The sequence below is a fragment of the Streptomyces sp. NPDC088810 genome (assembly GCF_044750305.1).
Taxonomy (GTDB): domain Bacteria; phylum Actinomycetota; class Actinomycetes; order Streptomycetales; family Streptomycetaceae; genus Streptomyces.
In genome coordinates, this window is the sequence record NZ_JBIVJQ010000010.1 from 302,263 (window position 1) to 328,344 (window position 26,082).

15 protein-coding genes are annotated in these 26,082 nt (G+C 73.5%); 4 read left to right on the forward strand and 11 right to left on the reverse strand.

Annotated elements, in window-relative coordinates:
* Window positions 1-143: 143 nt before the first annotated feature.
* Window positions 144-2,372 carry an ATP-dependent DNA helicase UvrD2 gene (locus tag ACIP4Y_RS29280; RefSeq protein WP_401398728.1) on the reverse strand — a complete coding sequence of 743 codons (2,229 nt, stop codon included), beginning with the start codon at window positions 2,370-2,372 and terminating at the stop codon, window positions 144-146.
* Between the two features lie 217 nt (window positions 2,373-2,589).
* Between ACIP4Y_RS29280 and ACIP4Y_RS29285 the strand changes: the two genes are divergently transcribed.
* Entirely contained in the window at window positions 2,590-2,832 is a 243-nt protein-coding gene (locus ACIP4Y_RS29285) for a mycoredoxin (protein ID WP_030338954.1), read from the forward strand.
* Window positions 2,833-2,897: 65 nt separating this feature from the next.
* Here the strand turns inward: ACIP4Y_RS29285 and nudC are convergent, their stop codons facing one another.
* From nudC to ACIP4Y_RS29310, 5 genes are all read right to left on the reverse strand, one after another.
* Complete coding sequence (nudC, locus tag ACIP4Y_RS29290) at window positions 2,898-3,842, reverse strand: NAD(+) diphosphatase (RefSeq protein ID WP_358647068.1); 945 nt, start codon at window positions 3,840-3,842, stop codon at window positions 2,898-2,900.
* A gap of 154 nt (window positions 3,843-3,996) precedes the next feature.
* Window positions 3,997-5,400, reverse strand: a complete 1,404-nt coding sequence (locus ACIP4Y_RS29295) for a dipeptidase (RefSeq protein WP_358647070.1) — start codon at window positions 5,398-5,400, stop codon at window positions 3,997-3,999.
* Between the two features lie 53 nt (window positions 5,401-5,453).
* Window positions 5,454-9,059, reverse strand: a complete 3,606-nt coding sequence (locus ACIP4Y_RS29300; protein ID WP_401398729.1) for a UvrD-helicase domain-containing protein — start codon at window positions 9,057-9,059, stop codon at window positions 5,454-5,456.
* A 113-nt stretch (window positions 9,060-9,172) separates the two neighbouring features.
* Window positions 9,173-12,547 (reverse strand): ATP-dependent helicase, encoded by a 3,375-nt coding sequence (locus ACIP4Y_RS29305; RefSeq protein WP_401398730.1) that lies wholly within the window; start codon window positions 12,545-12,547, stop codon window positions 9,173-9,175.
* Between the two features lie 257 nt (window positions 12,548-12,804).
* Complete coding sequence (locus ACIP4Y_RS29310) at window positions 12,805-13,191, reverse strand: MGMT family protein (RefSeq protein ID WP_401398731.1); 387 nt, start codon at window positions 13,189-13,191, stop codon at window positions 12,805-12,807.
* Window positions 13,192-13,392: 201 nt separating this feature from the next.
* On the opposite strand from ACIP4Y_RS29310, the gene ACIP4Y_RS29315 reads away from it, so the two are divergent.
* From ACIP4Y_RS29315 to ACIP4Y_RS29325, 3 genes are all read left to right on the forward strand, one after another.
* A complete protein-coding gene (locus ACIP4Y_RS29315; protein ID WP_401398732.1) occupies window positions 13,393-16,245 on the forward strand; it encodes a lysylphosphatidylglycerol synthase domain-containing protein in 2,853 nt (950 codons plus the stop codon).
* Between the two features lie 76 nt (window positions 16,246-16,321).
* The gene (locus tag ACIP4Y_RS29320) at window positions 16,322-17,866 is read left to right on the forward strand and encodes an alpha/beta hydrolase (protein ID WP_401398733.1); all 1,545 of its coding nucleotides are present in this window, start codon (window positions 16,322-16,324) and stop codon (window positions 17,864-17,866) included.
* 143 nt (window positions 17,867-18,009) lie between these two features.
* On the forward strand, window positions 18,010-19,569 hold the full coding sequence (locus tag ACIP4Y_RS29325; protein ID WP_401398734.1) for an alpha/beta hydrolase: 1,560 nt from the start codon (window positions 18,010-18,012) through the stop codon (window positions 19,567-19,569).
* Between the two features lie 65 nt (window positions 19,570-19,634).
* On the opposite strand, the gene moeZ is transcribed toward ACIP4Y_RS29325, so the two are convergent.
* The 5 genes from moeZ to ACIP4Y_RS29350 form a co-directional block, all read right to left on the reverse strand.
* Window positions 19,635-20,813: an adenylyltransferase/sulfurtransferase MoeZ gene (gene moeZ, locus ACIP4Y_RS29330; RefSeq protein ID WP_358647082.1), complete on the reverse strand. Its 1,179-nt coding sequence runs from the start codon at window positions 20,811-20,813 to the stop codon at window positions 19,635-19,637.
* A 63-nt stretch (window positions 20,814-20,876) separates the two neighbouring features.
* The gene (locus ACIP4Y_RS29335; protein ID WP_401398735.1) at window positions 20,877-21,626 is read right to left on the reverse strand and encodes a spherulation-specific family 4 protein; all 750 of its coding nucleotides are present in this window, start codon (window positions 21,624-21,626) and stop codon (window positions 20,877-20,879) included.
* Window positions 21,614-22,573 carry an NAD-dependent epimerase/dehydratase gene (locus ACIP4Y_RS29340; protein WP_358647086.1) on the reverse strand — a complete coding sequence of 320 codons (960 nt, stop codon included), beginning with the start codon at window positions 22,571-22,573 and terminating at the stop codon, window positions 21,614-21,616. Before ACIP4Y_RS29340 ends, ACIP4Y_RS29335 begins: the two co-directional genes overlap by 13 nt.
* 186 nt (window positions 22,574-22,759) lie before the next feature.
* The gene (locus ACIP4Y_RS29345; protein ID WP_401398746.1) at window positions 22,760-24,022 is read right to left on the reverse strand and encodes a hypothetical protein; all 1,263 of its coding nucleotides are present in this window, start codon (window positions 24,020-24,022) and stop codon (window positions 22,760-22,762) included.
* Window positions 24,023-24,177: 155 nt separating this feature from the next.
* Window positions 24,178-25,914: a DUF3492 domain-containing protein gene (locus ACIP4Y_RS29350; RefSeq protein WP_401398736.1), complete on the reverse strand. Its 1,737-nt coding sequence runs from the start codon at window positions 25,912-25,914 to the stop codon at window positions 24,178-24,180.
* Window positions 25,915-26,082 lie beyond the last annotated feature (168 nt).

Below are 26,082 nucleotides of genomic sequence, written 5' to 3' on the forward strand. Positions count from 1 at the left end.
CGTCTCTGGGACTGGGGTGAGCCAGTCCGTTCGGTATGCAAGTACAACACGGAATCGGGCCTTCGAGAAGGCCGCTGTTTCCGTGCCTAGAACCTATGGGGATTGCTGGGGCATGCGCAAACTATTTTTTCGACGAGTTGGCATCAGTCGCTGTCGTTGTCCTGGCCGGGCTCCTGGCCTGCGCAGATGGCCAGAACGTCGGCTCCGTAGCTGCGCAGCTTGCGGCTGAGGACGCCGGGGATGCGGGCCAGTTCGGTGGAACTCTCCGGGCATGCCTCGGCGATGGCCATCAGGGTCCGGTCGGTGAAGACGCAGAAGTCCGGCTGGCCGCTGCGTTCGGCCTGCACCGCGCGCCACTCCCTGAGCCGTTCGTAGAGTCCTTCGTCCATGTCCGAGGGGCAGTCGGCGCAGCGCATCAGTTTCATCTCGCCCGCGTCGGTGAGCGTGCGGCCGCAGACCCGGCAGCGGGCCGGGGTGCGCTGGACGCGCCGGGGGGTTGTGGCGGCGTTTCCGGAGATGCCGCGCTCGACGCCGCCGCCGGCGTTGGCGCCGGCGCCGGCGTGGCCGACGGTGGGGGTGGTGCCGGGGCGCAGGCCGTCGAGGAACCGGCTGGGCCGGCGGTTGGGGCGTCCGCCGGGTGAGCGGGACAGGGCCCAGGAGAGGTGGAGGCGTTCCCGGGCGCGGGTGACGCCGACGTAGAGCAGGCGGCGTTCCTCTTCGATCTGCTCGTCGGTGCGGGCGTAGGTGATGGGAAGCATGCCCTCGGCGATGCCGACGAGGAAGACGACGTCCCATTCCAGGCCCTTGGCGGCGTGCAGGGAGGCGAGGGTGACACCTTGGACGGTCGGGGCGTGCTGGGCGTTGGCCCGCTCCTCCAGTTCCGTCACGAAGTCGGCAAGGGTGGCTCGGGGCCGGGCGGCGGCGATGTCGTGGGCGAGGTTGACGAGGGCGGCCAGGGATTCCCAGCGTTCTCTGACGGCGCCGGAGCCGGCCGGGGGTTCGCTGGTCCAGCCTTCGCCGGAGAGGACGGCGCGTACTTGGGAGGGCAGGTCGACGACGTCGTCGAGGAGGGAGTCGTTGCCGCCGAAGCGGGCCGCGCCGCGCAGGGCGATGCCGGCCTTGCGGATCTCGGGCCGGTCGAAGAAGCGTTCGGCGCCGCGCAGCTGATAGGGGACGCCGGCGTCGGCGAGTGCCTGTTCGTAGGTCTCGGACTGGGAGTTCGTGCGGAACAGGACGGCGATCTCGGCGGCGGGGACGCCGGCGTCGATCAGTTCGCGGATGCGGCGGGCGGCGCCTTCGGCCTCGGCGGGTTCGTCGGTGTATTCGGTGTAGACGGGTTCGGGGCCGGGGGGGCGCTGGGAGACGAGTTCCAGCCGTTGGTCGGCGGCGCGGCCTCGGGCCTGGGTGAGCAGGGCGTTGGCGAGGCGGACGACCTGGGGGGTGGAGCGGTAGTCGCGGACCAGTTTGACGACGGTGGCTCCGGGGTGGCGGAGACGGAAGTCGAGGAGGTGGTCGGGCGTTGCTCCCGTGAAGGAGTAGATGGTCTGGCTGGCGTCTCCGACGACGCACAGGTTGTCACGGTCGCCGAGCCACAGGTCCAGCAGTCGCTGCTGGAGCGGGCTGACGTCCTGGTATTCGTCCACGACGAAGTGCTGGTACTGGGCGCGGACCTGTTCGGCGATGTCGTGCCGGTCCTGGAGGATGGCGACGGTGAGCAGCAGGACGTCTTCGAAGTCGATGACGGCGCGGTCGCGCTTGAGGTCTTCGTAGGCGGCGTAGAGGTGGGCGATCTCGGCCGGGTCGCGGGGGATCTCGCGGCCGGCCTTCGCAGCCGCGTACGGGTAGTCGGCGGGGACGGTCTGGGTGACCTTGGACCATTCGATCTCGGCGGTCACGTCGCGCAGCTCGTTGCGGTCGAGTCGGGTGCCGAGGGCGGCGGCCGCGTCGGCGACGAGTTGGATCTTGCGGTCGAGGATGCGGGGCAGGGAGCCGCCGATCGCTTTCGGCCAGAAGTACTGGAGCTGGCGGAGGGCGGCGGAGTGGAAGGTGCGGGCCTGGACGCCTTGGGCGCCGAGTTGGCGCAGCCGTCCGCGCATCTCTCCGGCGGCGCGGTTGGTGAAGGTGACGGCGAGCACGCTTGAGGGCTGCAGGATGCCGGCGCGGACTCCGTAGGCGATGCGGTGGGTGATGGCCCGGGTCTTGCCCGTGCCGGCTCCGGCCAGGACGCACACCGGGCCGTGCAGGGCGGTGGCCACCTCGCGCTGCTCGGGGTCGAGCCCTTCGAGCACCGCGTCGGCGTCACTCGGCGGGCCCGAGTGCGGGGAGCCACCGGTGCCCTGCGGGAAGAGGGTGGAGTGCGTTGCTGCTGTCACACAGCCATGCTGCCAGGTCGCCCGGGACGGCTGTGCCGGTTGTCCACAGGCGGGGCCTCGCAGTCGTATTAATCACGGCGTCCTGATCGCGGCCTCTTGGTGACAGCCTCTTGATCGGGGACTCGCCGGGGCACACCACGGTCGGGAATGGCGGGCCGGTCGCTTACGTTCTCCCCTTGGACGATCTTTTCCGAGCTGGCTGAGGAGAGCGAGAGAGATGCAGGGCACTGTCACGATGTACAGCACGACTTGGTGTGGCTACTGCCGGCGGCTGAAGAGCCAGATGGACCGGGAGGGCATCGCCTACACCGAGATCAACATCGAGCAGGACCCGGAGTCCGCCGCTTTCGTGGAGAAGGCGAACGGCGGAAACCAGACCGTCCCGACCGTGCTCTTCGCGGACGGCTCCACGCTGACGAACCCGTCGCTGGCCCAGGTCAAGCAGAAGCTCGCCGCGTAGGCCCGAGCTGCGCCGAACGGCGGCTCCCGAGTCCCCACCGGGCTCAGGGGCCGCCGTTCGCCGTGTCAGACGAAGCTGCGGGTCGGCAGGGGCTTGCCGTACCACATCTCGATCAGGCGGGCCGCGATGGAGATGCCGTACGGCGGCAGCACCTCGCCGGACTCGAAGGCCGCGTGCAGCTCCTCGCGGGAGAACCAGCGGGCCTCGTGGATCTCGTCGCCGTCGACGTCGATGTCGGTGGAGGTGGCGCGGGCCATGAAACCGAGCATGAGGCTGGACGGGAAGGGCCAGGGCTGGCTGGCGACGTACTCGACCTGGCCGACGCTGACCCCGACCTCCTCGGCGACCTCGCGGCGCACCGCCTGCTCGATGGACTCGCCGGGCTCGACGAATCCGGCGAGTGTGGAGAAGCGGCCCTCGGGCCAGTGGACCTGGCGGCCGAGCAGGATGCGGTCGTCCTCGTCGGTGACCGCCATGATCACGGCGGGGTCGGTGCGCGGGTAGTGCTCGGCGCCGCAGGCCGGGCAGCGGCGGATGTGGCCGGCCGCCGCGATGACCGTGCGCTCGCCGCAGCGGGAGCAGAAGCGGTGGGTGCGCTGCCAGTTCTCCAGCCCGACCGCGTGGACCATGAGTCCGGCGTCGCGCGGGGACAGCAGCAGGCCGGCCTCGCGCAGCCCCGCCGGGCGGGCGGACTGGTCGATCCGGCCGGGCAGCGAGTCCTTCTGGAGCGCGAAGTAGCTGACGCCGTCCTCGTCGATGCCGAGGAAGTAGCGGTGCGCCTCGGTGAGGGGGGCCTCGAAGGACGGCGTCATGACGAGTTCCGTCCGGCCGTCCGGGGTCTCGTCGATGAGCACCTGGCCGCCGGAGACCACGAAACAGCGGGTCGTGGGGTGGCTCCACGCCGCCGCGAGCCAGGCCTCGTCCAGCCGGTGGTGGGCGGCGCGGTCGATGCCGCTCGGGGCGGTCAGCGAGATGGGTCGGTCGGCTGTGTGGTCGGTCCAGGTGGTCACGGGTGCTTCCAACTCCCCCAGTGCAGCGGATCTTTCGGCGGGCGGTTCGGCGGGATGTAGGGCGGGAGGGCACCGGGCCGGGCGTGGCCGGGGCGGGCGGGCGGTCCTTCCAGTGTGCCCCGCGCGCGCTGCCCTTCCGTACGGCGCCGGCCGGTCAGGGTGCGGTACGCCAGTTCCTGGCCAGGTCACCCCACAGGTAGGCGCTGGTCTCGACGCCCTTGAGGAGAAGGTCGAGCTCGACCTTCTCGTTGGGCGCGTGCCAGCCGTCGGACGGGACGGAGATGCCCAGGAAGAGGACGGGGGCGCCGAGGACTTCCTGGAGGTCGGCGGCGGGTCCGGAGCCGCCCTCCCGGGTGAAGCGGACCGGCTCCTGGAAGGCGCGCCCCATGGCGCGGACCACGGACTGCAGCGCGGGGTGGTCGAGCGGGGTCAGGCACGGGCGCGTGGCCGAGCCGAAGTCGATCTCGCAGCGGATGCCGGCGGGCACCTGGTCGGCGGCCCAGGCGCGGACGGCCTGCTCGATGTGGTCGGGGTCCTGGCCGGCGACCAGCCGGAAGGAGAGCTTCACCATGGCCGTGGCCGGGATGATCGTCTTGCTGCCGGGGCCCTGGTAGCCGCCGCCGATGCCGTTGACCTCGGCGGTGGGGCGGGCCCAGATGCGCTCCAGGGTGGTGTGCCCGGCCTCGCCGTGGGTGGCGTGGGACTTGGCGGTGCGCAGCCAGCGCTGTTCGTCGAACGGCAGCTCGGCGAACAGCTCGCGCTCGCGGTCGGTCAGCTCGACGATGCCGTCGTAGAAGCCGGGGATCGCCACGCGCGCGTGTTCGTCGTGCAGGGCGGCGACCAGGCGGGCGGCGGCGGTGGCCGGGTTGGGTACGGCGCCGCCGAAGGAGCCGGAGTGGATGTCCTGGTCGGGGCCGGACAGCCGGATCTCGCACTCGGCGAGGCCGCGCATGCCGGTGCACACGGTCGGTGTGTCCTCGGACCACATGCCGGTGTCGGAGACGATCACGGCGTCTGCGGCGAGGCGTCCGGCCTGCTCCTCGACCAGGGCCCGGAAGTGCGGGGAGCCGGATTCCTCCTCGCCCTCGATCAGCAGCTTGAGGTGGACGGCCGGCGTGGTGCGGCCGGTGGCGGCGAGGTGGGCGCGGACGCCGAGTGTGTGGAAGAACACCTGGCCCTTGTCGTCGGCCGCCCCGCGCGCGTAGAGGCGGTTGTCGCGGACGACCGGTTCGAAGGGGTCGCTGTCCCAGCCGTCCTCGCGGGCGGCGGGCTGCACGTCGTGGTGGCCGTAGACCAGGACCGTGGGTGCGTCCGGGTCGTCCGAGGGCCACTCGGCGAAGACGGCGGGGGCGCCGGGGGTCTGCCAGACCTCGGCGGTGGGGAAGCCGGTCTCCTTGAGCTTGGCGGCGAGCCAGTCGGCGCTGTGCCGTACGTCGGGCGCGTGGTCGGGCTGGGCCGACACGGAGGGGATGCGCAGCCATGCGGTGAGGTCGTCGAGGAAGGCGGCGCGGTGTTGCCCGATGTACGTGCGGACGGCGCTGTCCGGGGTCTGGCTCATGCTCCCGAGCCTATCGGCCCGCACCGACATCCTCGGCGGGCGGTTCGTCACACTCAGGTCGCCTGGTGTGTGCTCTCCGTCTCACCGGTGAGGAGCCGTTCGAGTGCGGCCCGGTCCGGCAGGCGCTCGGGGCGTACGACCTCGCCGGTGCGTACGTACAGGAAGGCGGCCGTGACCGACTCGGGCGGTATGCCCTGCTGCTCGGCCCAGGCGAGCCGGTACACGGCGAGCTGGAGGGGGTCGGCGGTGCGGGTGCGGCTGGTCTTCCAGTCGACGATCTCGTACGTCGTCTCGTCGCCGTCGCCGTGCCGGTAGACGGCGTCGATGCGGCCCCGGACGACGCGGCCGGCGAGGGTGAGCTGGAAGGGCGCCTCGACCCGGTACGGGGTGCGCCGGGCGTACTCGGTGCGTTCGAAGGCTTCTTTCAGGGTTTCCAGGTCGCGTTCGTCGGCGATCTCGGCGTCGCTGCCGGGCAGCTCGTCCGGTTCCAGCAGGGGCAGCGTCAGCTCCTCGAAGCGGGTTTCCACCCATGCGTGGAACCGGGTGCCCCGGCGTGCGGCCGGTTGCGGGGGGCGCGGCAGGGGGCGCGCGAGTTCCTGTGCGAGTCCGTCCGGGTCCTCGGCGAGCCGTAGCAGCTGGGACGCGGTGAGGGTGGCGGGCAGGGGGACGTCGGTGACGGTGCGCCGGGCGCGCATCAGCTCTCCGGTGAGCGCGTCCAGGTCGCGGTCCCAGGAGGCGACGGTGCGGGCCTCCTCGGGGGTGAGGGCGGCGGGGGCGGTGGCGGGGTGCGGCTCGGGGCGGTGCTGGGGGGCGGGCGCCTGGTGGGGGACCAGGGGCCGGCCGGCGTTCCGGGAGTCCGGGTCTGCGGGGGTGTCCGGGGCGGAGGCGGGCGCGTCGGCTTCGCCGTAGGGCGGCAGGTCCTCCTCGTAGGGGGAGTCCTCGTAGGCGGACTCCTCGTAGGGAGAGTCCTCGGAGGGAGAGCCCTCGTAGGCGGACTCCTGGTAGGGGGAGTCCTCGTAAGGGGAGTCCTCGTAAGGCTCTTCGCCGTACGGGTCGGGGTACGGCTCCTCGTACGGGTCGTCGTCCGGCGGCGCGGGCCAGTCCGGGTGTTCGTCGCCGGCGGGGTCGTGCAGGGCCGGGCGGTGGCCGGCGGGCTGGGCGGCGAGGGTGTCCAGGTGGGCGAGGACGGTCTCGGCGGCGGCACGGCGGCGGGCCAGGGCGGCGGCGTCCAGCGGGAGCGGCCACACCTGGTCGGCGCCGGCCGCGTGCAGGGCCGGGTTCTCCTCGCCCTCGGCCGGCTCGTCCGCCCATGCCTCGATCTCACCGTGCCCGGCCGCACAGTGGTCGTACAGGGCCTGGAGGAAGTCGGAGGGGCCGCGCGGCTTCTTCTGGCTGGGCCCCCACCAGTGGCCGGAACCGAGCAGCAGCGAGCGGGGGCGGGTGAAGGTGACGTAGCCGAGGCGCAGCTCCTCGGTGTGCTGGTGGTCCTTCATGGCCTCGTGGAAGGCCTTCATCCCGCGCGCGTCCCAGCTGTCGACGTCCGGCAGGGTGTCGGTGTCGCCGCGCAGGGCGTGCGGCAGCACCTTGGCCTGGGCGGTCCACTTCTCGCGGCCCTGCGCGCTGGGGAAGGTGCCGGTGACCAGTCCGGGGACGGCCACGACGTCCCATTCCAGGCCCTTGGACTTGTGGGCGGTGAGCACCTTGACGGTGTTCTCGCCGCCGGGCAGCGCGTTGTCGAGGCCCTTCTCGTACTGGGCGGCGGTGCGCAGGAAGCCGAGGAAGGCGAGCAGGGTGGCCTCGCCGTCGCTCGCGGCGAAGGAGGCGGCGATGTCCAGGAAGTTGGACAGGGTCTCGCGGCGGCGGGCGGCGAGCGCGTGCGGGGACGCCGACAGCTCCACCTCGAGGCCGGTGACGGCGAGGACGCGGTGCAGGACGTCCATCAGCGGGTCGGACAGCGAGCGGCGCAGGTCGCGCAGTTCGGCGGCGAGCCGGGCGAAGCGCACGCGTGCGTCCGGCGAGAACGGCAGCCCGTCGTCGTCGCCGTCCTCCAGGGGCGCTTCCAGGAAGGTGTCCAGGGCGTCCGCGAGCGAGATGACCTCGGACGGGTCGACGCCCTCGACTGCTTCGGCGAGCCGGCGGTCCGGGTCGTCGCCGTCGTCCACGCGCGCGTGGGCGACCAGCAGGCGGGCCCGGCGGCCGAGCAGGGCGAGGTCGCGGGGGCCGATGCGCCAGCGCGGTCCGGTCAGCAGGCGCACCAGGGAGGCGTTGGCGCCGGGGTCCTGCAGGACCTCGCAGACGGCGACGAGGTCGGCGACCTCGGGCAGGTGCAGCAGCCCGGAGAGGCCGACGACCTCGACGGGGATGTCGCGGGCGACGAGGGCGCCCTGGATCTCGGCGAAGTCGGTGGCGGTGCGGCACAGTACGGCGATCTCGCCGGGTGGCGTGCCGGTGCGCACGAGGTGGGCGAGGGAGTCGGCGATCCAGTCGATCTCCTCGGCGTGGGTGGGCAGCAGGGCGCAGCGGACCGTGCCGTCGTACTCGGCGCCGGGGGCCGGGCGGAGGGCTTCCACGCCCGCGTGCATGGCGCGCAGGGGCCCGGCGAGGCCGTTGGCGAGGTCGAGCAGGCGCCCGCCGCTGCGCCGGTTCTCGCTCAGCGCCTGCCGGGTGGCGGGCCGGCCGTCGGCGTGGGCGAAGTGGTCGGGGAAGTCGTCGAGGTTGGCGACGGAGGCGCCGCGCCAGCCGTAGATGGCCTGGCAGGGGTCGCCGACGGCGGTCACCGGGTGGCCGGTGCCGCCGCCGAACAGGCCTGCGAGCAGGACGCGCTGGGCGACGGAGGTGTCCTGGTACTCGTCCAGGAGGACCACGCGGAACTCCTCGCGCAGCAGGCGGCCCACTTCGGGGACGCCGGCGAGGCGGGCGGACAGGGCGATCTGGTCGCCGAAGTCGAGCAGGTCCCGCTGCCGTTTCGCGGCCCGGTAGCGCTGGACGAGGGCGGCGAGTTCCCGGCGGGCCGCGGCCGTCTCGGGGACCTTGCGCAGGTCGGCGTTGGTGAGTTTGGCGCCTTCGAGGGTGCGCAGCAGGCCGGCGTCCCAGGCGCGTAGTTCCTCGGGGTCGACGAGGTGTTCGGCGAGTTCGGAGTCGAGGGTGAGCAGGTCGCTGACCAGGTCGGCGAAGGAGCGGGTCAGCGCCGGGTACGGGCCGGGGGCCTCGCGCAGCACGCGCGCGGCGAGCTGGTAGCGGGTGGCGTCGGCCAGCAGTCGCGAGCTGGGTTCCAGGCCGATGCGCAGGCCGTGGTCGGTGAGCAGGCGGCCGGCGAAGGCGTGGTACGTCGAGATGACGGGCTCGCCCGGCGGGTTGTCGGGGTCGATGACGTCGGGGTCGGTGACGCCGGCCTTGATCAGTGCCGTGCGGACGCGTTCGGCCAGCTCGCCGGCGGCCTTGTTGGTGAAGGTCAGGCCGAGGACCTGTTCGGGGGCGACCTGGCCGGTGCCGACCAGCCAGACCACGCGGGCCGCCATGACGGTGGTCTTGCCCGACCCGGCGCCGGCCACGATCACCTGCGGGGCGGGCGGCGCGGTGATGCAGGCCGTCTGCTCCGGGGTGAAGGGGATGCCGAGGAGCTCCTTGAGCTGCTCGGGGTCGGTGATACGGGCGGACATGTCGAAAGAGGCTAGCGGCGGACACTGACAGCCGAGGACGAAGTGGCCGCCCGGGACGGAAGAAGCACAGGTCAGCGCAGGTGGTGCCGTACGTCACGCCCGCGCCGGAGTCGTTACTCCACTACGTGCCGTCCCTCCGGCCGTGCGCTGCAGGAGGCGCGGAACGCGCAGTGCGTGCAGTGCTGGCCGGTGCTCGGTGTGAACCGCTCGTCGAGGACCTTTCCGGCGGCGGTGGCCAGCAGCTCGCCGACCCACTCCCCTGCCAGCGGCTCCTGGGTCTGCACCTTGGGCTGGTCCTCGCCGCCGTCGCGCTTGGCGGCGCCCTGTCGGAGGTGGACCAGTTCGGCGCCGCCCGGTGCGGGGCGTACGCCGTCGAAGGCGGTGTCGACGGCGCCTTCGCGGACGGCGAGCTGGTAGACGGCGAGCTGGGGGTGCCGCTCCACCTCGCGCGCGGTGGGCGCCTGCTTGCCGGTCTTGAAGTCGACCACGTAGGCCCGGCCCTCGGCGTCCGTCTCCACGCGGTCCATCTGGCCGCGGATGCGGACCTGGTAGCCGCGGGCTTCGAGGGTGACGTCGAAGTCCTGCTCGCTGGCGACCGGGGTGCGGCCGGTGCGGTCCAGCACGTGCCAGTTCAGGAAGCGCTCCAGCGCCACGCGCGCGTTGTCCTTCTCCTGCTGCGACTTCCAGGGCGCGTCGAAGGCGAGCGCGTTCCACACGGAGTCCAGGCGCTCCATGAGGACGTCGAGGTCGGCGGGGGTGCGGCCGGAGGCTACCTCGTCGGCGAGGACGTGGACGACGTTGCCGAAGCCCTGCGCGGCGGTGGCGGGGGCGTCGGCCTTCACCTCGCGGCCCAGGAACCACTGCAGCGCGCAGGTGTTGGCGAGCTGGTCGAGGGCGCTGCCGGAGAGCACCACGGGCTGGTCGCGGTGGCGCAGCGGCACCTTGCTCTCGGTCGGCTCGAACATGCCCCACCAGCGGTAGGGGTGCGCGGACGGCACCAGCGGGCGGCCGTCCTCGTCGGCGAGCGCGGCGAGGCGGGCGAGCCGGCGGGCGGCGGCCTCCCGCAGCACGGCGGACGCGCGCGGGTCGACGGTGGTGGCGCGCAGTTCGGCGACGAGCGCGGCGACGGACAGCGGGCGGCGGGGGCGCCCGGTGACGTCCCGGGGTTCGACGCCCAGCTCGGTCAGGAACCGGGACGGCTGGTCGCCGTCGTCGGCCGGTGCCTTCACGGCGGTGACGACGAGCCGGTCACGTGCGCGCGTGGCGGCGACGTAGAACAGGCGGCGCTCCTCGGCGAGCAGCGCGCCCGGGGTCAGCGGCTCGGCGAGTCCGTCGCGGCCGATGCGGTCGGCCTCCAGCAGGGAGCCGCGGCGCCGCAGGTCGGGCCAGAGGCCCTCCTGGACGCCGGCGACGACGACCAGCCGCCACTCCAGGCCCTTGGCGCGGTGCGCGGTCATGACGCGGACGGCGTCGGGCCGTACCGCGCGGCGGGTGAGCGTGTCGGCGGCTATGTCCTCGGCCTCGATCTCCGCCAGGAAGTTCAGGGCGCCGCGGCCTCCGGTGCGCTCCTCCGCGCGCGCGGCGGTGGCGAACAGCGCGCAGACGGCGTCCAGGTCCCGGTCGGCGTTGCGGCCGGCCGCGCCGCCGCGCCGGGCGGCCCGCTCCAGGCGCCCGGGCCACGGCGTGCCCTCCCACAGGTCCCACAGCGCCTCTTCGGCCGTCCCGCCGCCCGCGAGGCGCTCACGGGCCTTGCGGAGCAGTGCGCCCAGGCGCTGCGCCCCGCGCGCGTACACCGGGTCGTGCACGGCCAGGCGCTCCGGTTCGGCGAGTGCCCGGGCGAGCAGTTCGTCGGACGGGGGCGGCAGCGGGTTCCCGGCGGCCCGCTCCTCCTCGCGCAGGGCACGGCCGAGGCGGCGCAGGTCGGCGGCGTCCATGCCGGCGAGCGGGGAGGTGAGCAGGGTGAGGGCGGTCTCGGTGTCCAGCCAGCAGGCGTCCGGAGCCTGTGGTCCGGTGTCGGTGGCGGCTTCCTCCGTGGAGGTGCCGGCGGCCGGCGCTGCCGCAGGCTCGTCGTCCGTCGCGGGGTCCTCGCGGCGGGGTGCTTCCGCCGTGGCCACCGCGCGGAGCGCCGTGAGCAGCGGCGCCACCGCGGGCTCGTGCCGCAGGGGCAGGTCGTCGCCGTCGATGTCCACGGGGACGCCGGCGGCGGTGAGGGCGCGGCGGAGGGTCGGCAGGCGCGAGCCGGCGCGTACGAGGACGGCCATGTCGCTCCAGGGGACGCCGTCCTCCAGGTGCGCGCGGCGCAGCAGGTCGGCGATGTTGTCCAGTTCCGCGCCGGGCGTCGGATAGGTGTGGACCTCGACCCGGCCGCCGTCGCGTACGGCGGCCGGCTCCCGGTGGGCCCGGACCTTGTCGGCGGGCAGCCGGGGCAGCGGCATGCGCTGGGTGATCAGGCGGGTCGCGGCCAGCAGGGCGGCGCCGGAGCGGCGGGAGGTGCGCAGCACCTCGACGGGGGCCAGGCGGCCGTCCGCGCGCGGGAAGCCGGCCGGGAAGTCGAGGATGCCGTTCACGTCGGCGCCCCGGAAGGCGTAGATCGACTGGTCGGGGTCGCCGAAGGCGACGAGGGTGCGGCCCCCTCCGGCCAGGGCGTGCAGGAGCCGGACCTGGGCGGGGTCGGTGTCCTGGTATTCGTCGACGTACACGGCGTCGTACTGGGCCGCGAGCCGTGCGGCGGTCTCGGGTCGGCGGGCGATGAGGACCGCGCGGTGGACCAGTTCCGCGTAGTCGATCACGCCCTGGAGATCGAGGGTGTCGAGGTACTCGGCGAGGAACGCGGCTGCCGCCCGCCAGTCGGGGCGGCCGATGCGGCGTGCGAAGGCGTCCAGGGCGTCCGGGCCGAGGCCCAGTTCGCGGCTGCGGGCGAGGACGGCGCGGACCTCGTCGGCGAACCCGCGCGTGGTCAGGCAGGCGCGCAGTTCGTCGGGCCAGCGCACGTGGGTCAGGCCGAGCCGCTCCAGTTCGGGCTGGCCGGCGAGCAGCTCGCGGACGGCGACATCCTGCTCGGGGCCGGAGAGCAGGCGCAGCGGCTGGGTGAACCGGTCGCTGTCCTGGTGCGCGCGGACCAGGGCGTAGCAGTACGAGTGGAAGGTGGTCGCCCTGGGTGCGCGGGCGGCGCCCATGCGCAGTGCCATGCGGTCGCGCAGGTCGACGGCGGCCTTGCGGCTGAACGTCAGGACGAGGATCCGCTCGGGGTCGCCGCCCCGGGCGATCCGCGCGGCCACGGACTCGACCAGGGTGGTGGTCTTGCCGGTGCCTGGGCCGGCGAGGACCAGCAGCGGTCCGCTCCGGTGGTCAACCACGGCGCGCTGCGCCGCGTCCAGAGGAGGGGGGTCCACGACGGCCGGCGGGGTACGGACCAGTCGGTAAGCGCCACGGCTCCCCTGCCGTACCGGGGGGTGCGGCAGGCGCCTGGTGGAGGAAGAGGAGCTCACGTGGTTGGCCGGTCCTGGTGGGTGTGCTGGCGGGGGTGCGGTCACGCGTGCGAGGCGGTGGCCGCGGGGTGAGGGGGACACGTGCTGCCGACGCTACGCCGCCGCTCCGGACGGAAGCAGGGCTTCCGGTTGTTCCGTCGGGGCGCTCGGACCACGCGTGTCCCACATCCCTCGAACGTACGGCATGCCACGGACGTCCCCCGTGTCCCCCGAACGGACCATGGGTCTGCCCCGGCGGCATCCGATGGCGGAAGCTGTCAGATGTGCCCCTCCGCGTCCGCGTCACCGTCCCACCGGGCCCGCCGCATGTCGAGCCGCGGCAGATGCCCCTCGGTGCTCCTGCCGGCCTGCTTCAGCGGCGTGCCCTCCGCGCGGTAGTGGGCGAGCGCGCGCAGCTCGTGTCCGGGCAGCAGCACACCGTCGGCGCGCACCACACGCCACCACGGGACGGCACCGCCGTAGAGGGCCATCACCCGGCCCACCTGACGGGGGCCTCCCTCCGCGAGCCACTCGGCGATGTCGCCGTACGTCATGACGCGGCCCGGCGGAATCCGCTCGGCGACGTCGAGGACCCGCTCGGCGTACTCCGGCAGCGCGTCCGCGTACCCCGCGCGGGCGTCTTCGGGAGGGCTCTGCTCGCTCATTCCCCCCATCCTGCCGCACCCCGCAGGCGTCCCGGGGAGGTGCGCGGGGAACGGTCCTCTCGCCCCGGGACGCTCCTTCGGGCAGACTGTGCGCCCGCGCATCCGGACCCTGATGCCCGTGTGTGTCGGTGGGGCATGCCACCATCGTGCGGGCGGTGACTGGTGATACGAGACCGAGAAGAGACCACGAAGGAGCAGGGCGTGCACCCCGATGGAGCGGCGGGCACCCCTGACGCCTCCGCGCGCCCCGGCCCCGCCCACGCGAACGAGGGCGGCACCGGCGCGCATCACGAAGACACCGGCCCGCGCGAGAACGACGGCACGCGCGCACGGGAAGGCGAACCCGAGCCGCGCGAGCGCGCTGCCACGCGCGCGCGGGGCAGCGGCACGGATACCGCCGAAGAGGCGCCCGGCCCCGAGACCGCGCCCCCGGACAGCCTTGCGTGCGCCGACGACGACCCCCACGCCGAGGAGGTGGAAGGCGACGAACCGCTGCTCCCCGCGCGCGTGCACCGGCCCTCCGACCTCATGCGGCTCCTGGTGGGCGTGCTCGCCATCGTGGTGCTGCTGGCGATCGCCGCGTTCGCGCACGGCACCACCTCGGGCCTCGAACAGGACATCAACAAGGGCACCGGGCAGGCCCCGGACCTGCTGATCAAGATCGCGGGACTGGCGTCCAGCATCGCGATCCTGCTGGTACCGGTCGCCTTCGCGATCGAGCGGCTGATCAAACGGGACGGCTTGCGCATCGCCGACGGCGTCCTCGCGGCCGTCCTGGCCCACGGAGTGACGCTCGCCACCGACCTGTGGGTCGCCCGCGCCGCCCCGGACTCCATCCAGGAGGCGCTTACCCAGCCCTCGCCGGGCGACATCCACGCCCTGACCGACCCGGTGCACGGCTATCTGGCGCCCGTGATCGCCTACATGACGGCCGTGGGCATGTCCCGCAGGCCCAGATGGCGCGCGGTGCTGTGGATCGTGCTGCTCCTCGACGCGTTCTCGATGCTGGTCACCGGCTACACGACCCCCTTCTCGATCATCCTGACGGTCCTGATCGGCTGGACCATCGCCTACGGCACCCTGTACGCGGTCGGCTCCCCCAACGTGCGTCCCACCGGCCAGACCCTGATGGCGGGTCTGCGGCACGTCGGCTTCCGCCCCGTCTCCACGGCCCGCGAGGAGGCCGTGGAGACGGAGAACGGCGACCGGGGCCGGCGCTACTTCGTCACCCTGGAGGACGGCCCGCCGCTGGACGTCACGGTCGTCGACCGGGAACAGCAGGCGCAGGGCTTCTTCTACCGTGCGTGGCGCAACCTGACCCTGCGCGGCTTCGCCACCCGCTCCAGCCTCCAGTCACTGCGCCAGGCGCTGGAGCAGGAGGCGCTGCTGGCGTACGCGGCGATCGCGGCCGGCGCCAACGCGCCCAAGCTGATCGCCACCTCCGAGCTCGGCCCCGACGCGGTCATGCTCGTCTACGAGCACACCGGCGGGCGCACACTGGACTCGCTGGCCGACGAGGAGATCACGGACGAGCTGCTGCGCAACACCTGGCATCAGGTGCGCGCGCTGCAGTCACGGCGCATCGCGCACCGCAGGCTGGCCGGAGACGCCGTTCTGGTGGATCGTTCCGGCAGGGTGATCCTCACCGAACTGCGCGGCGGCGAGATCGCGGCCGGCGAGCTGCTGCTGCGCATGGACGTCGCCCAGCTGGTCACCACGCTCGGCCTGCGGGTCGGCGCCGAGCGGGCGGTGGCCTCGGCGGTCGGGGTGCTCGGCCCGGACGCGGTCGCCGACTGTCTGCCGATGCTCCAGCCGATCGCACTGACGCGCTCCACGCGCGCGACGCTGCGCCGGCTGGCCCGGGAGCGGGCCCAGCGCGAACGGGAGGCGGTCCTCGAGGCCTCCCGGCAGGCCAAGCTGGCCCGCGCGGACGAGGCGTCCGAGACGGCCCCGCCCATCTTGGAGAAGCCCGACAAGAAGACGGTCCGTGCCGAGCAGCGCGCGGAGAAGCGGGCCATCGACGAAGCCCTCGAAGAGGCCCGCGAGGAGGATCTGCTCACCCAGATCCGGCACGAGGTGCTGCGGATCCGGCCCCAGGCGCCCGTGGAGCCGGCCCGGCTGGAACGCGTCCGGCCGCGCACGCTGATCAGCTTCATCGCCGGTGCGATCGGCGCGTACTACCTGCTGACGCAGCTCACCCACATCGAGTTCGGCACGCTGTTCGCGCAGGCCCAATGGGGCTGGGTGATCGCCGCGGTGCTGTTCTCCGCGCTCAGTTACGTCGCCGCGGCGATGGCCCTGCTGGGCTTCGTGCCGGAGCGGGTGCCGTTCCTGCGGACCGTGGCGGCGCAGGTCGCCGGGTCGTTCGTGAAGATCGTGGCACCGGCCGCGGTCGGCGGTGTGGCCCTGAACACACGCTTCCTGCAGCGCGCCGGGGTACGCCCGGGGCTCGCGGTGGCGAGCGTCGGCGCCTCGCAGCTGTTCGGGCTCGGCTGCCACATCCTGATGCTGCTGTCGTTCGGCTATCTGACCGGCACCGAGAAGACCCCGTCGCTGTCGCCGTCCCGCACGGTCATCGCGGGCCTGCTGACCGTGGCCGTCCTGGTCCTCGTGGTCACCTCCGTGCCGTTCCTGCGCAAATTCGTCGTCACGCGCGTGAGGTCGCTGTTCGCCGGTGTCGTACCGCGCATGCTCGACGTGCTGCAGCGGCCCCAGAAGCTCGTCACCGGCATCGGCGGCATGCTCCTGCTGACCGCCTGCTTCGTGATGTGCCTGGACGCCTCCATCCGGGCCTTCGGCGACGGATCGGTGTCGCTCAGCATCGCCAGCGTCGCCGTCGTCTTCCTCGCCGGCAACGCGCTCGGCTCCGCGGCGCCCACCCCCGGCGGTGTGGGCGCGGTCGAGGCGACCCTCACCGTCGGTCTGATCGCGGTGGGCCTGCCCAAGGAGGTCGCCGCCCCGGCCGTGCTGCTGTTCCGGCTGCTGACCCTGTGGCTGCCGGTCCTGCCGGGCTGGCTGGCCTTCAACCACCTCAGCCGCAAGGGAGCCCTGTAGGCGCCCGCCGGATGCGGTAGCTCGTACGGACCGCGCCCGGCGCGCGCCCCGGCGTGCACGCCCCCACGATGGGGGTATGGCGAACCCCTCCCGGCTGCGCGCCGCCGCGCTGACCACCACCGCTGTGCTGCTCTCCGCTGTGCTGGCCGGCTGCGGCGGCAGCGCGAAGGACGGGGATCTCACGGCGCAGGAGCTGGACTGGAAGGACTGCCCGGCCCCCTCGGAGGCGGAGGGCGGCGGCAGCGCCCCGTCCCCGCTGCCGAACGGCACCAAGTGGCAGTGCGCGACCATGAAGGCACCGCTGGACTGGAGCCGGCCGAAGGGCGACACGATCGGCATCGCCCTGATCCGCGCGCAGGCCAGCGGCCCCGCGAGCCGACGGATCGGCTCGCTCGTGTTCAACTTCGGCGGCCCGGGCGGCAGCGGCGTCACCACCCTGCCCGCGTTCGGCTCGGACTACACCGCCCTGCGCACCCGCTACGACCTGGTCAGCTTCGACCCGCGCGGGGTCGGCCGCAGCACACCGGTAGAGTGCGAGAGCGACGCCCAGCTCGACGACTACTTCCAGCAGGACGCGACCCCGGACGACAGCGCCGAACGCGCCCAGTTCCTGACACGCACCCAGCAGTTCAACGCGGCCTGCGAGAAGAACTCCAAGAAGATCCTGCCGCACGTGCGCACCACGGACGCGGCCCGCGACATGGACCTGATGCGCCAAGTCCTCGGCGACGACAAGCTGCACTACTTCGGCATCTCCTACGGCACCGAACTGGGCGGCGTCTACGCCCACCTCTTCCCCCGGCACGTCGGCCGGGCCGTCCTCGACGCCGTCGTGGACCCCACCCAGTCCCCGGAGCAGGGCGCCCTCGGCCAGGCCGAGGGCTTCCAGCTCGCTCTCGACAACTTCGCGAAGGACTGCACCTCGAAGGCCACGGAATGCCCGATCGGCAGCACCGAGCAGGAGGTCAAGGACCGCATCGCGAAACTCCTCGCCGACCTGGAGAAGAAGCCGATCCCGGGCATCTTCCCGCGCCAGCTGACCCAGACAGCCGCCACCAACGGCATCGCGCAGTCCCTGTACTCGAAGGACTTCTGGGAGTACCTCACCGAGGGGCTGGAGCAGGCCTACGACGGCGACGGCAAGATCCTCATGCTGCTGTCCGACTCGATGAACGGCCGCAACGAGAACGGCGAGTACAGCAACCTGACCGCGGCCAACGTCGCCATCAACTGCTCCGACGAGAAGCAGCGCTACAACGCGGACTACGTCCAGCAGAAGCTGCCCGAGTTCCGCGCCGCCTCCCCGCTGTTCGGCGACTACCTGGCCTGGGGCATGCTGAGCTGCACCGACTGGGCGGTGCCGGGCGCCGCCGACCATCCCGACGTCAGCGCACCGGGGTCGGCGCCCCTCCTCGTCATCGGCAACACCGGCGACCCGGCCACGCCGTACCAGGGCGCGAAGAAGATGGTGGACGCGCTCGGCAAGGGCGTCGGCGTCGAGCTGACGTACAAGGGGCAGGGGCACGGCGCGTACGACAGCAAGAACAAGTGCGTGCAGAGCGCGGTGAACGCCTACCTGCTCGACGGGAAGGTGCCGAAAGCCGGCACGGTCTGCTCGTGAGACCTCCCGACAGCCACCGAAGACCGGGAGAAACAGCAGGTCAGAGGGTTATCCACAGGCGCCCACGGACCCGGCCCGAGGCGCCTACGATGGCCTGAACGCCCGGCGCGGCACGATGCGGCGGGCCTGTCAGGGGGGTGCGCATGATGCGATTCCTGCGGTGGACGGCCGCGGTCGCGGCAGGGCTGCTGCTGGCCGGCTGCGGCGGCTCGTCCGGCGGGGACGGCGACAGGGACGAGGGCAAGGGCACCGGCTCGGCTCCCCCGTCGGCGTCACGTTCCCCGGCCGTGCCGTCCTCGACGGCTCTTCCGTCCTCCCTCGCCTCCCAGCACCTCGACTGGCGGCGCTGCAAGGCCACCGGGAACTCCTCCGCGCCGAGCGACGCCTGGCGGTGCGCGACCCTGAAGGTGCCGCTGGACTGGTCGGAGCCGGACGGCAGGACGATCGGTCTCGCCCTCATCCGCGCGCGGGCCACCGGCGCCGACCGCATCGGCTCGCTGCTGTTCAACTTCGGCGGCCCCGGCGGATCCGGCGTCTCGACGATGCCGTACTTCGCGGACTCCGTCTCCGCACTCCACGAGCGCTACGACCTGGTGAGCTGGGACCCGCGCGGGGTCGGCGCGAGCCAGGGCGTCCGCTGCCGCGGCGACCGGGAGATCGAGGCCGCCGAGTCGGTGGACGCCACACCGGACACCCCGGCCGAGGAGCAGGCGTACTTCCAGGACGCCACCGACTTCGGCAAGGGCTGCCGGAAGGCCGCCGGACCGCTGCTGGCCCATGTGTCCACCACCGACACCGCACGCGACATGGACCTGATGCGCCAGGTCCTCGGCGACGACAAGATGCACTACTTCGGCATGTCCTACGGCACCGAACTCGGCGGGGTCTACGCCCACTTGTTCCCGCGGCGGGTGGGCCGGCTGGTCCTCGACGCGGTGGTCGACCCGACCGCGGACACGGTGGGCCACGCCGAGAACCAGGCCCGCGGCTTCCAGCGGGCCCTGGACGACTACCTCGAGTCCACCGGCCAGGACCCCGAGCGGGGCTCCCGGCAGATAGCCGCTCTGCTGACACGGCTCGACGCCAGGCCGCTGCCGACGTCGTCCGGGCGGAAGCTCACCCAGACGCTCGCGATCACCGGGATCATCCTGCCGCTGTACAGCGAGTCGATGTGGCCGAGGCTGACCGGCGCCCTGAAGTCGGCGCAGAAGGGCGACGGTTCAGGTCTGCTGACGCTCGCCGACCAGTACAACGACCGGGACGCATCGGGTCGTTACGGCACGACGTCCCACTCCCAGCGGGCCATATCGTGCCTGGACGACAAGCAGCGGCCGACGCTCGCCGAGACGCGGCGGCGGCTGGCGGAGTTCGAGCGGATCTCGCCGGTGTTCGGGGACTACCTGGGCTGGGACACGGCCGGCTGGTGCCACGACTGGCCGGTGCCGGGCCAGTACGACACCCCGGAGGTCAGCGCGCCCGGCGCGGCACCGATCCTGCTGGTCGGCACCACCGGCGACCCGGCCACCCCGTACGAGGGCACTCGCGAAATGGCCGGCGAACTGGGCCGGGGCGTGGGCGTCGAACTCACCTGGCAGGGCGAGGGACATGGCGCGTACGGCAACGGGAGCGACTGCGTCGACTCGACGGTGGACGCCTACCTGCTGAAGGGAACGGTACCGAAGGACGGCAAGACCTGCTCCTGACGCGGACGGGGGCCCCGGGCACCACAGGCACCCGAAGCCCCCGCCGCACAGACCGGGAAACCGGCTCAGTACACCGGCTTGTGCGGTTCGATCTGGTTGACCCAGCCGATGACGCCGCCGCCGACGTGGACCGCGTCGGAGAAGCCCGCGGACTTCAGGACCGCGAGGACTTCCGCACTGCGGACACCCGTCTTGCAGTGCAGGACGATCTTCTTGTCCTGCGGGAGGCCCTCGAGGGCGGTGCCCAGGAGGAACTCGTTCTTCGGGATCAGCCTGGCGCCCGGGATGGAGACGATCTCGTACTCGTTCGGCTCGCGGACGTCGATGATCTCGATGTTCTCGCCGTCATCGATCCACTCCTTGAGCTGCTTGGGAGTGATCGTGGAGTCGACGGCCGCCGCCTGGGCCTCTTCGGAGACGACGCCGCAGAAGGCCTCGTAGTCGATGAGCTCGGTGACGGTCGGGTTCTCGCCGCAGACCGCGCAGTCGGGGTCCTTGCGGACCTTGACCTGGCGGTACTGCATCTCCAGGGCGTCGTAGATCATCAGGCGGCCGACCAGCGGCTCGCCGATGCCGGCGAGGAGCTTGATGGCCTCGTTGACCTGGATGGAGCCGATGGACGCGCACAGCACGCCCAGGACGCCGCCCTCGGCGCAGGAGGGGACCATGCCGGGGGGCGGGGGCTCCGGGTAGAGGCAGCGGTAGCAGGGGCCGTGCTCGGACCAGAAGACCGAGGCCTGGCCGTCGAAGCGGTAGATCGAGCCCCACACGTACGGCTTGTTCAGCAGCACGCACGCGTCGTTGACCAGGTAGCGGGTCGCGAAGTTGTCGGTGCCGTCGACGATCAGGTCGTACTGGCTGAAGATCTCCATCACGTTGTCGGCTTCCAGCCGCTCCTCGTGAAGGATCACGTTCACGTACGGGTTGATGCCCTTGACGCTGTCGCGAGCGGACTCGGCCTTGGAGCGGCCGATGTCGGACTGGCTGTGGATGATCTGGCGCTGCAGGTTCGACTCGTCGACCTCGTCGAACTCCACGATGCCGAGGGTGCCCACGCCCGCGGCGGCCAGGTACATCAGCGCCGGCGAGCCCAGGCCGCCGGCGCCCACACAGAGCACCTTGGCGTTCTTCAGCCGCTTCTGCCCGTCCATCCCCACATCGGGGATGATCAGGTGGCGGGAGTACCTGCGGACCTCGTCTACGGTGAGCTCAGAGGCTGGCTCGACCAGGGGTGGCAGCGACACGGGGACTCCGTTGGTCGGTCAATCACTACAGTTGTTCTCCTCGTAACACTGCCACGGCCTTCTTCATTCCGAGACACCCGTTCCGACACGCGAGACGATGTCGTCCCAGTAGCCGGGCATGGTCTCCCAGGGGTCCACGCGGCCGCCCCGGTCGGTGCGGTCCGTGAAGTAGATCGTGGCCGCGCCCTGCCAGCGGGCGATCCGCAGCGCCTCGTCCAGGTGGCCGCGGGGCACGCTGTGCACGAAGTGGCAGAAGCGGTCGGGCGGATAGTCGGCGGTCCACTCGGCCACCTGCGACCAGCGGTAGTCGGACCAGGAGCCGGAGAAGGTCACCAGCTGGTCGGCGTTCTCGGCGTACCCGGGGTGCGGAGGGCGGCCGTGGCCGAGAACGATGTGGGCGGTGTCACCGAGCGCCCGGAGCGTGGTGATCGCGCGGCGGACGTCGGGAAGCTCGGCGCGCTCGACGGGGCAGCGGTCCAGCAGGAAGCCGTCGACCCGGTACCAGTCGAGATGGCGGTGGGCGTCGGAGAGCAGGTCGCCGAAGACCCGGGCGCCGTAGGTGAGGTCGAGGTGGCCGAGGACGCGGACGCCGGCGGCCCGCAGCCGGGCCGCGGCCTCCAGGCAGTGCGGGTCGGGGCGGCTGCCGGGGCCGGCCGCGACGTCGAGGACCACCCAGTCCACCGGGGTGCCGGGGCGGGCGAGTTCCGCCCACTGGGCCGGGGCGACGAGCGGGTGGGCGTAGCCGGGGATGCCGAGGGCGGTGCGGACGCCGGTGCCGGCGGCGCCCGCGGTGGTGCTGGTCAGATGCGGCATGCCGCCTCCATCCAGATGTCGGCCAGGGATTCTTCGAGGTTGATGCGGGGCCGCCAGCCGAGCCGGTCGCGCGCGGTGCGCACGTCGGCCTGCTGCCAGCTGCCGCAGCCGTCCGGGTACGGGTATGCCACCGGGGCCGGGTGCTCGGAGTCGGCGCGGGGGTGGCCGATGGCGCTGCGCAGCGGTCCGGGCGGGGCGTCGAGTTCGTGGAGGGCACCGCCGTACCCGGCCACGCGCGCGAGGACGGCGGCGGCGTCCCTGAGCCGTACGGCACGGCCCGAGCCGATGTTGATCACGCCCTGCGCCGCGGAGAGCGAGGCGGCGTGCACGGCCCGGGCGACGTCGCGTACGTCCACGAAGTCGCGCTGGACGCCGAGGCCGCCGAGCTTGAGTTCGCCGTCACCGGACTGCATCGCGCGTCGCATGGCCTCCGCCAGGCGGCCCAGCGGGGAGCCGGCCGGGGTGCCGGGGCCGGCCGGCGAGAAGACGCGCAGCACGACGGCGTCCAGGCCCGAGCCGAGGACCAGTTCGGTCGCGGCGAGCTTGCTGACGCCGTACGGCCCGCCGGGGCGCGGTACGGCGTCCTCGGCCGTGGAGGACCCGGGCTGGCTGGGACCGTATTCGGAGCCGCACCCGATCTGCACCAGGCGGGCACCGCACCCGCTGCGGCGCAGGGCCTCGCAGACGGTGGCCACGGCGACGGTGTTGTGCCGGGTGAGCTCGCGGGCGCCGCCGCGGGTGGCGCCGGCGCAGTTGACGACGACCCCGGGGTGGACCGCGTCGAGGAAACGGGTGAGCGCGCCGGGGCTGCCGGTGGCGAGGTCGAAGCGGACGTCGGCGTCGTCGCCGCGGCCGAGCGCGGTGAGCTGGACGGCCGGGTCGGCGAGCAGGCGGTCGGCGACGTAGCGGCCGATGAATCCGTTGGCTCCGATCAGCAGGACCCTCATCGGACGGCTCCCGGGGTGTGCGCGCCGGTGGTACCGGCCGTTTCGGACGCTCCTGCGGCTGCTCCGGAGACTCCGGCGGTCGGCAAGGCTCCGGGCGCTCCGGCTCGGGAGGTGGTCATCTGGTGTTCTCCTTCAAAGGGGTGGTGCGGGTGCCGCCGGCGGTGGGCCGGGCCGGTGGCGGAAGGTTCACTGGGGTGCTCCCGTGGGCGCGTGGGCCGAGGCCCGGGTGAGGGTGCGGCCGGCGTGCCACAGCAGGGCCAGGGCCGCGGTGGCGCAGGCGAGGGCCGGTACGGCGGCCTCGCCCCAGGCGCCGACGAGGGTCTCGACGGGGGTTGTCAGGAAGGCGCAGCCGGGCAGCCGGCCGGCCGTCGGCAGCGCGAGGGCCGCCGCTTCCGTGGCCGCGGCGGCGCCCAGTGCGAGGGCGGGGGCGTGCCGGTGGCGGTGCACGGTGAGCAGCCGGGCGAGCAGGAGCAGGGCGCCCAGGGTGAGGGCCTGCGTGGAAGCGGCGGGCTCGTGCAGGACGGTGCCGCACAGGGCGAGCAGTGCGCCGAGGGCGGCAAGGAACAGGGCGAACGCGCCGGTCAGCAGTGGTTTCGCGGCGGCCGTGAAGTCCTCCAGGCCGCGGCTGCGGGCGAGCCTGCGACGGGCGCCGGCGGCGAGCAGGTGGGCGGACCAGGCCGCCGGGGCGCAGGCCAGCAGGAGGGCCAGGACGGGTGCGGTGGCCGTGGGCCAGGGGCCGTCCGGGCTCCCGGTGGGCGGGGCGTCGGGGCCGCCCGTCAGGAGGGCGTGGAGGAGGCCGTCGCCGACGAGGGCGTATCCGAGCAGCCAGAGCGTCCACACGCGCGGAGCGGTCGCGGTGCGCCAGGCGCGCGCGCCGGACGGACCGGCGAGCGGGCCGTGGCGCAGTGCCGCGCGCGTGGCGAGGGCTACGGCGAGGAGGCCGCCGAGTGCCACCAGCGGGCGGGGCTGCCCGTGGGTGAGCCGCAGCCCGGTCACCGTGGCCGCGCCGAGCGCTCCGGGCAGGAGGGTGAGCAGCACCCAGCCGGCGCGGACCCGGGGCGCCGGCAGGGGCGCGGGCTCCGGGCGCGGCTCGGCGTTGCGCGGCACGCGCGCGTACAGCTCCTCGGCGAGCGAGAACACGTCGCGGTGGCGGAAGCGGGTGGCGGTCCGGTCGGTGACGCCGTGCGCCTCCAGCCCCGCCGCGATCTCCAGCGGGTCCACGGCCCGCTCGCACAGCTCACGGTGGCGGTGCAGCAGGGCCTTCACCGGGTCACCGGACCCTCGGCGGGGGCCGGTGGCACGCTTCCGCTCGGATCTGGCGTCCGCTACGGCGCCGGGCGGGGCGGGAGCGGCCGGTGGTCCGGGGGCGTGCCCGGGGCCCTGCTCGGCGAGGTCGCCCGTCAGCCACTCCCCCGACCGCCTGTCCCACGGATCGGCGCCGCTCGGCATCCCCGGCCGGTCGGCTCCGGGCGGCTCCGGCAGGCCCAGGGTGCCGTCCGCGGCGGACCCGAGCACGGCGGACTCCCCCGGGACCCCGGGCGCACCCGGGTTCCCGGCAAGGCCCCGACCAGCCCCGCCGTCGGCAGTCCGGCTGTCCAGATCGCTCATCGGGCCCCCTCCGCGGCCAGCGGGGTCGCGCGGACCGGGGTGTCGGTGGCCCAGGCGGGGATGCCGCGGGGCAGGGCGCGGGCCGTGGGGCCGGTCCAGCGGCCGGGGACGTGGGACTCGGCCGGGGTGGCGAACGGCAGGGGTTCGCCGGACTCGTCCAGGACGACCCGGCGGACCGGGCAGTGCGAGACGATCTCCAGGTAAATGCCGTGAAATGCCGCGATGTTCTGCTCGACGGTGAACAGTTCGAGCGCCCGGGCGCGCGCGGCCGCGCCGAGGCGCGCACGGCGCTCGGGGTCGCGCAGCAGCGCCACGCACGCCTCGGCGAGCGCCCTGGGATTGCGCGGGGGCACGACCAGCCCGGTGCCGCCGATGACCTCGACGACCGCGCCCACGTCCGTGGAGACGGTGGCCCGGCCGCAGAACATGGCCTCGACGAGGCTGATCGGGAAGCCCTCCACGACGCTGGAGAGGACGACGACCGCGCCGGCGGCGTACGCGTCGGGCAGGGCGGGGGCCTCCGGGGCGCCGATCTCCTCGAAGGAGACGGGGTTGTCGCCGACGGCGTGCGCGCCCTCCGCCTCGTCCGGGAAGAGCTGTGCGGCGAGCGCCCGGCAGTGGCCGAGGTAGGCCGAGCCCTCGGCGTCGGCGGGCGCGCCGACGATCCGGAGGCGGGCCCCGGGCTCCTCCTTGCGCACCTTGGTGAAGGCGTGCAGCAGGGAGACGAGGTCCTTGGCGGGTTCCACGCGGCCGACCCAGACCAGGGTGCTCGGGTCGGCCCGGTCCGGGGCCTCGCCGACCTCCGTGAAGCGGTCGGCCGCCATGCCGGGGTACACCGTGCGGATCCGGTCGCGGTCGGCGCCGCACCGTTCCTGCCAGCGGCGGGCGTGCGCGTTGCCCGGGGTGAGGATCGCCGCCGCGCGGTAGACCTCGGCGGCGAGCCGGCCGTGGAAGGCGCCGAGCAGGGCGCGTACGGCGGGGGCGGCGGCGTCGGGGCCGACGGTCAGGTAGTGCGAGCGCAGGTGCACGCCGTATTCGGTGACGAGCAGTGGGACGTCGCCGAAGTGCCGGGCGAGCAGGCCGGCGAGGGCGGCGGAGCCGCCGGCGGTGGCGTGGCAGAGGTCGGCCGCGCCGAGGCCGTCGTCGCCGTACCAGTCGAGGGAGAGGGGGCGCAGGGCGCGTTCGAGGTGTGCGGCGACGGCAAGCAGGTCGGGTACGCGCGCCTCGCGCGCCGTTCGCAGCGCGTGCGGGGCGCGGCAGGCGCGTTCCAGGGTGCGTACGGCGGTGTCGGAGCGCAGGGCGCCGACGAGTCCGCCGGTCTCGCGGGCGAGTTCGGCGAGTCCGTAGAGCGCGCTGCCGAAACGGTCCGCCTGATCATGATCATCGGAAGCGTCCCGGGACGCGGCGTCCGGCGCACCCTCGGCGCCGCCGGTCCCGACGCCCGCGGCGCAGACCGCCGCGACCAGTTCCCCGTAGCACTCGGCGAAGCGCCGGCGCGCACGCCGCCCGTGGGCGGCCCCGTCGTCCCCGGCCGTCCACAGCGGCGCGGTGCGCACCCGCCCGACCTGCGGCGGGAGCGGAACGAAGCCCTCGTCCTGCTGGCTCCGGCTGCGGCTGAGCGCGTAGACGTCGAACTCGTGCTGCTCGAGCCCGCGCACAAGCCGGTCGCACCAGAGCACGGCGTCACCGTTCACATACGGATAGCCACCCTCGGTGAGCAGTCCTATGCGCACGTGTGCACCCCCGATCTCCCGTCTGGGGAGCCGCCGGTGGCCCGGCGGCTCGCAGCGGGACGAACGTAGAGGCACAAGGCGGTGGTGGGGCGCACGCGGTTGACGACAAACACAAAAACACCGGTAAACGCGTAAAAAAAAAGGGCGGGGGGACGGTATTGGCGGAGA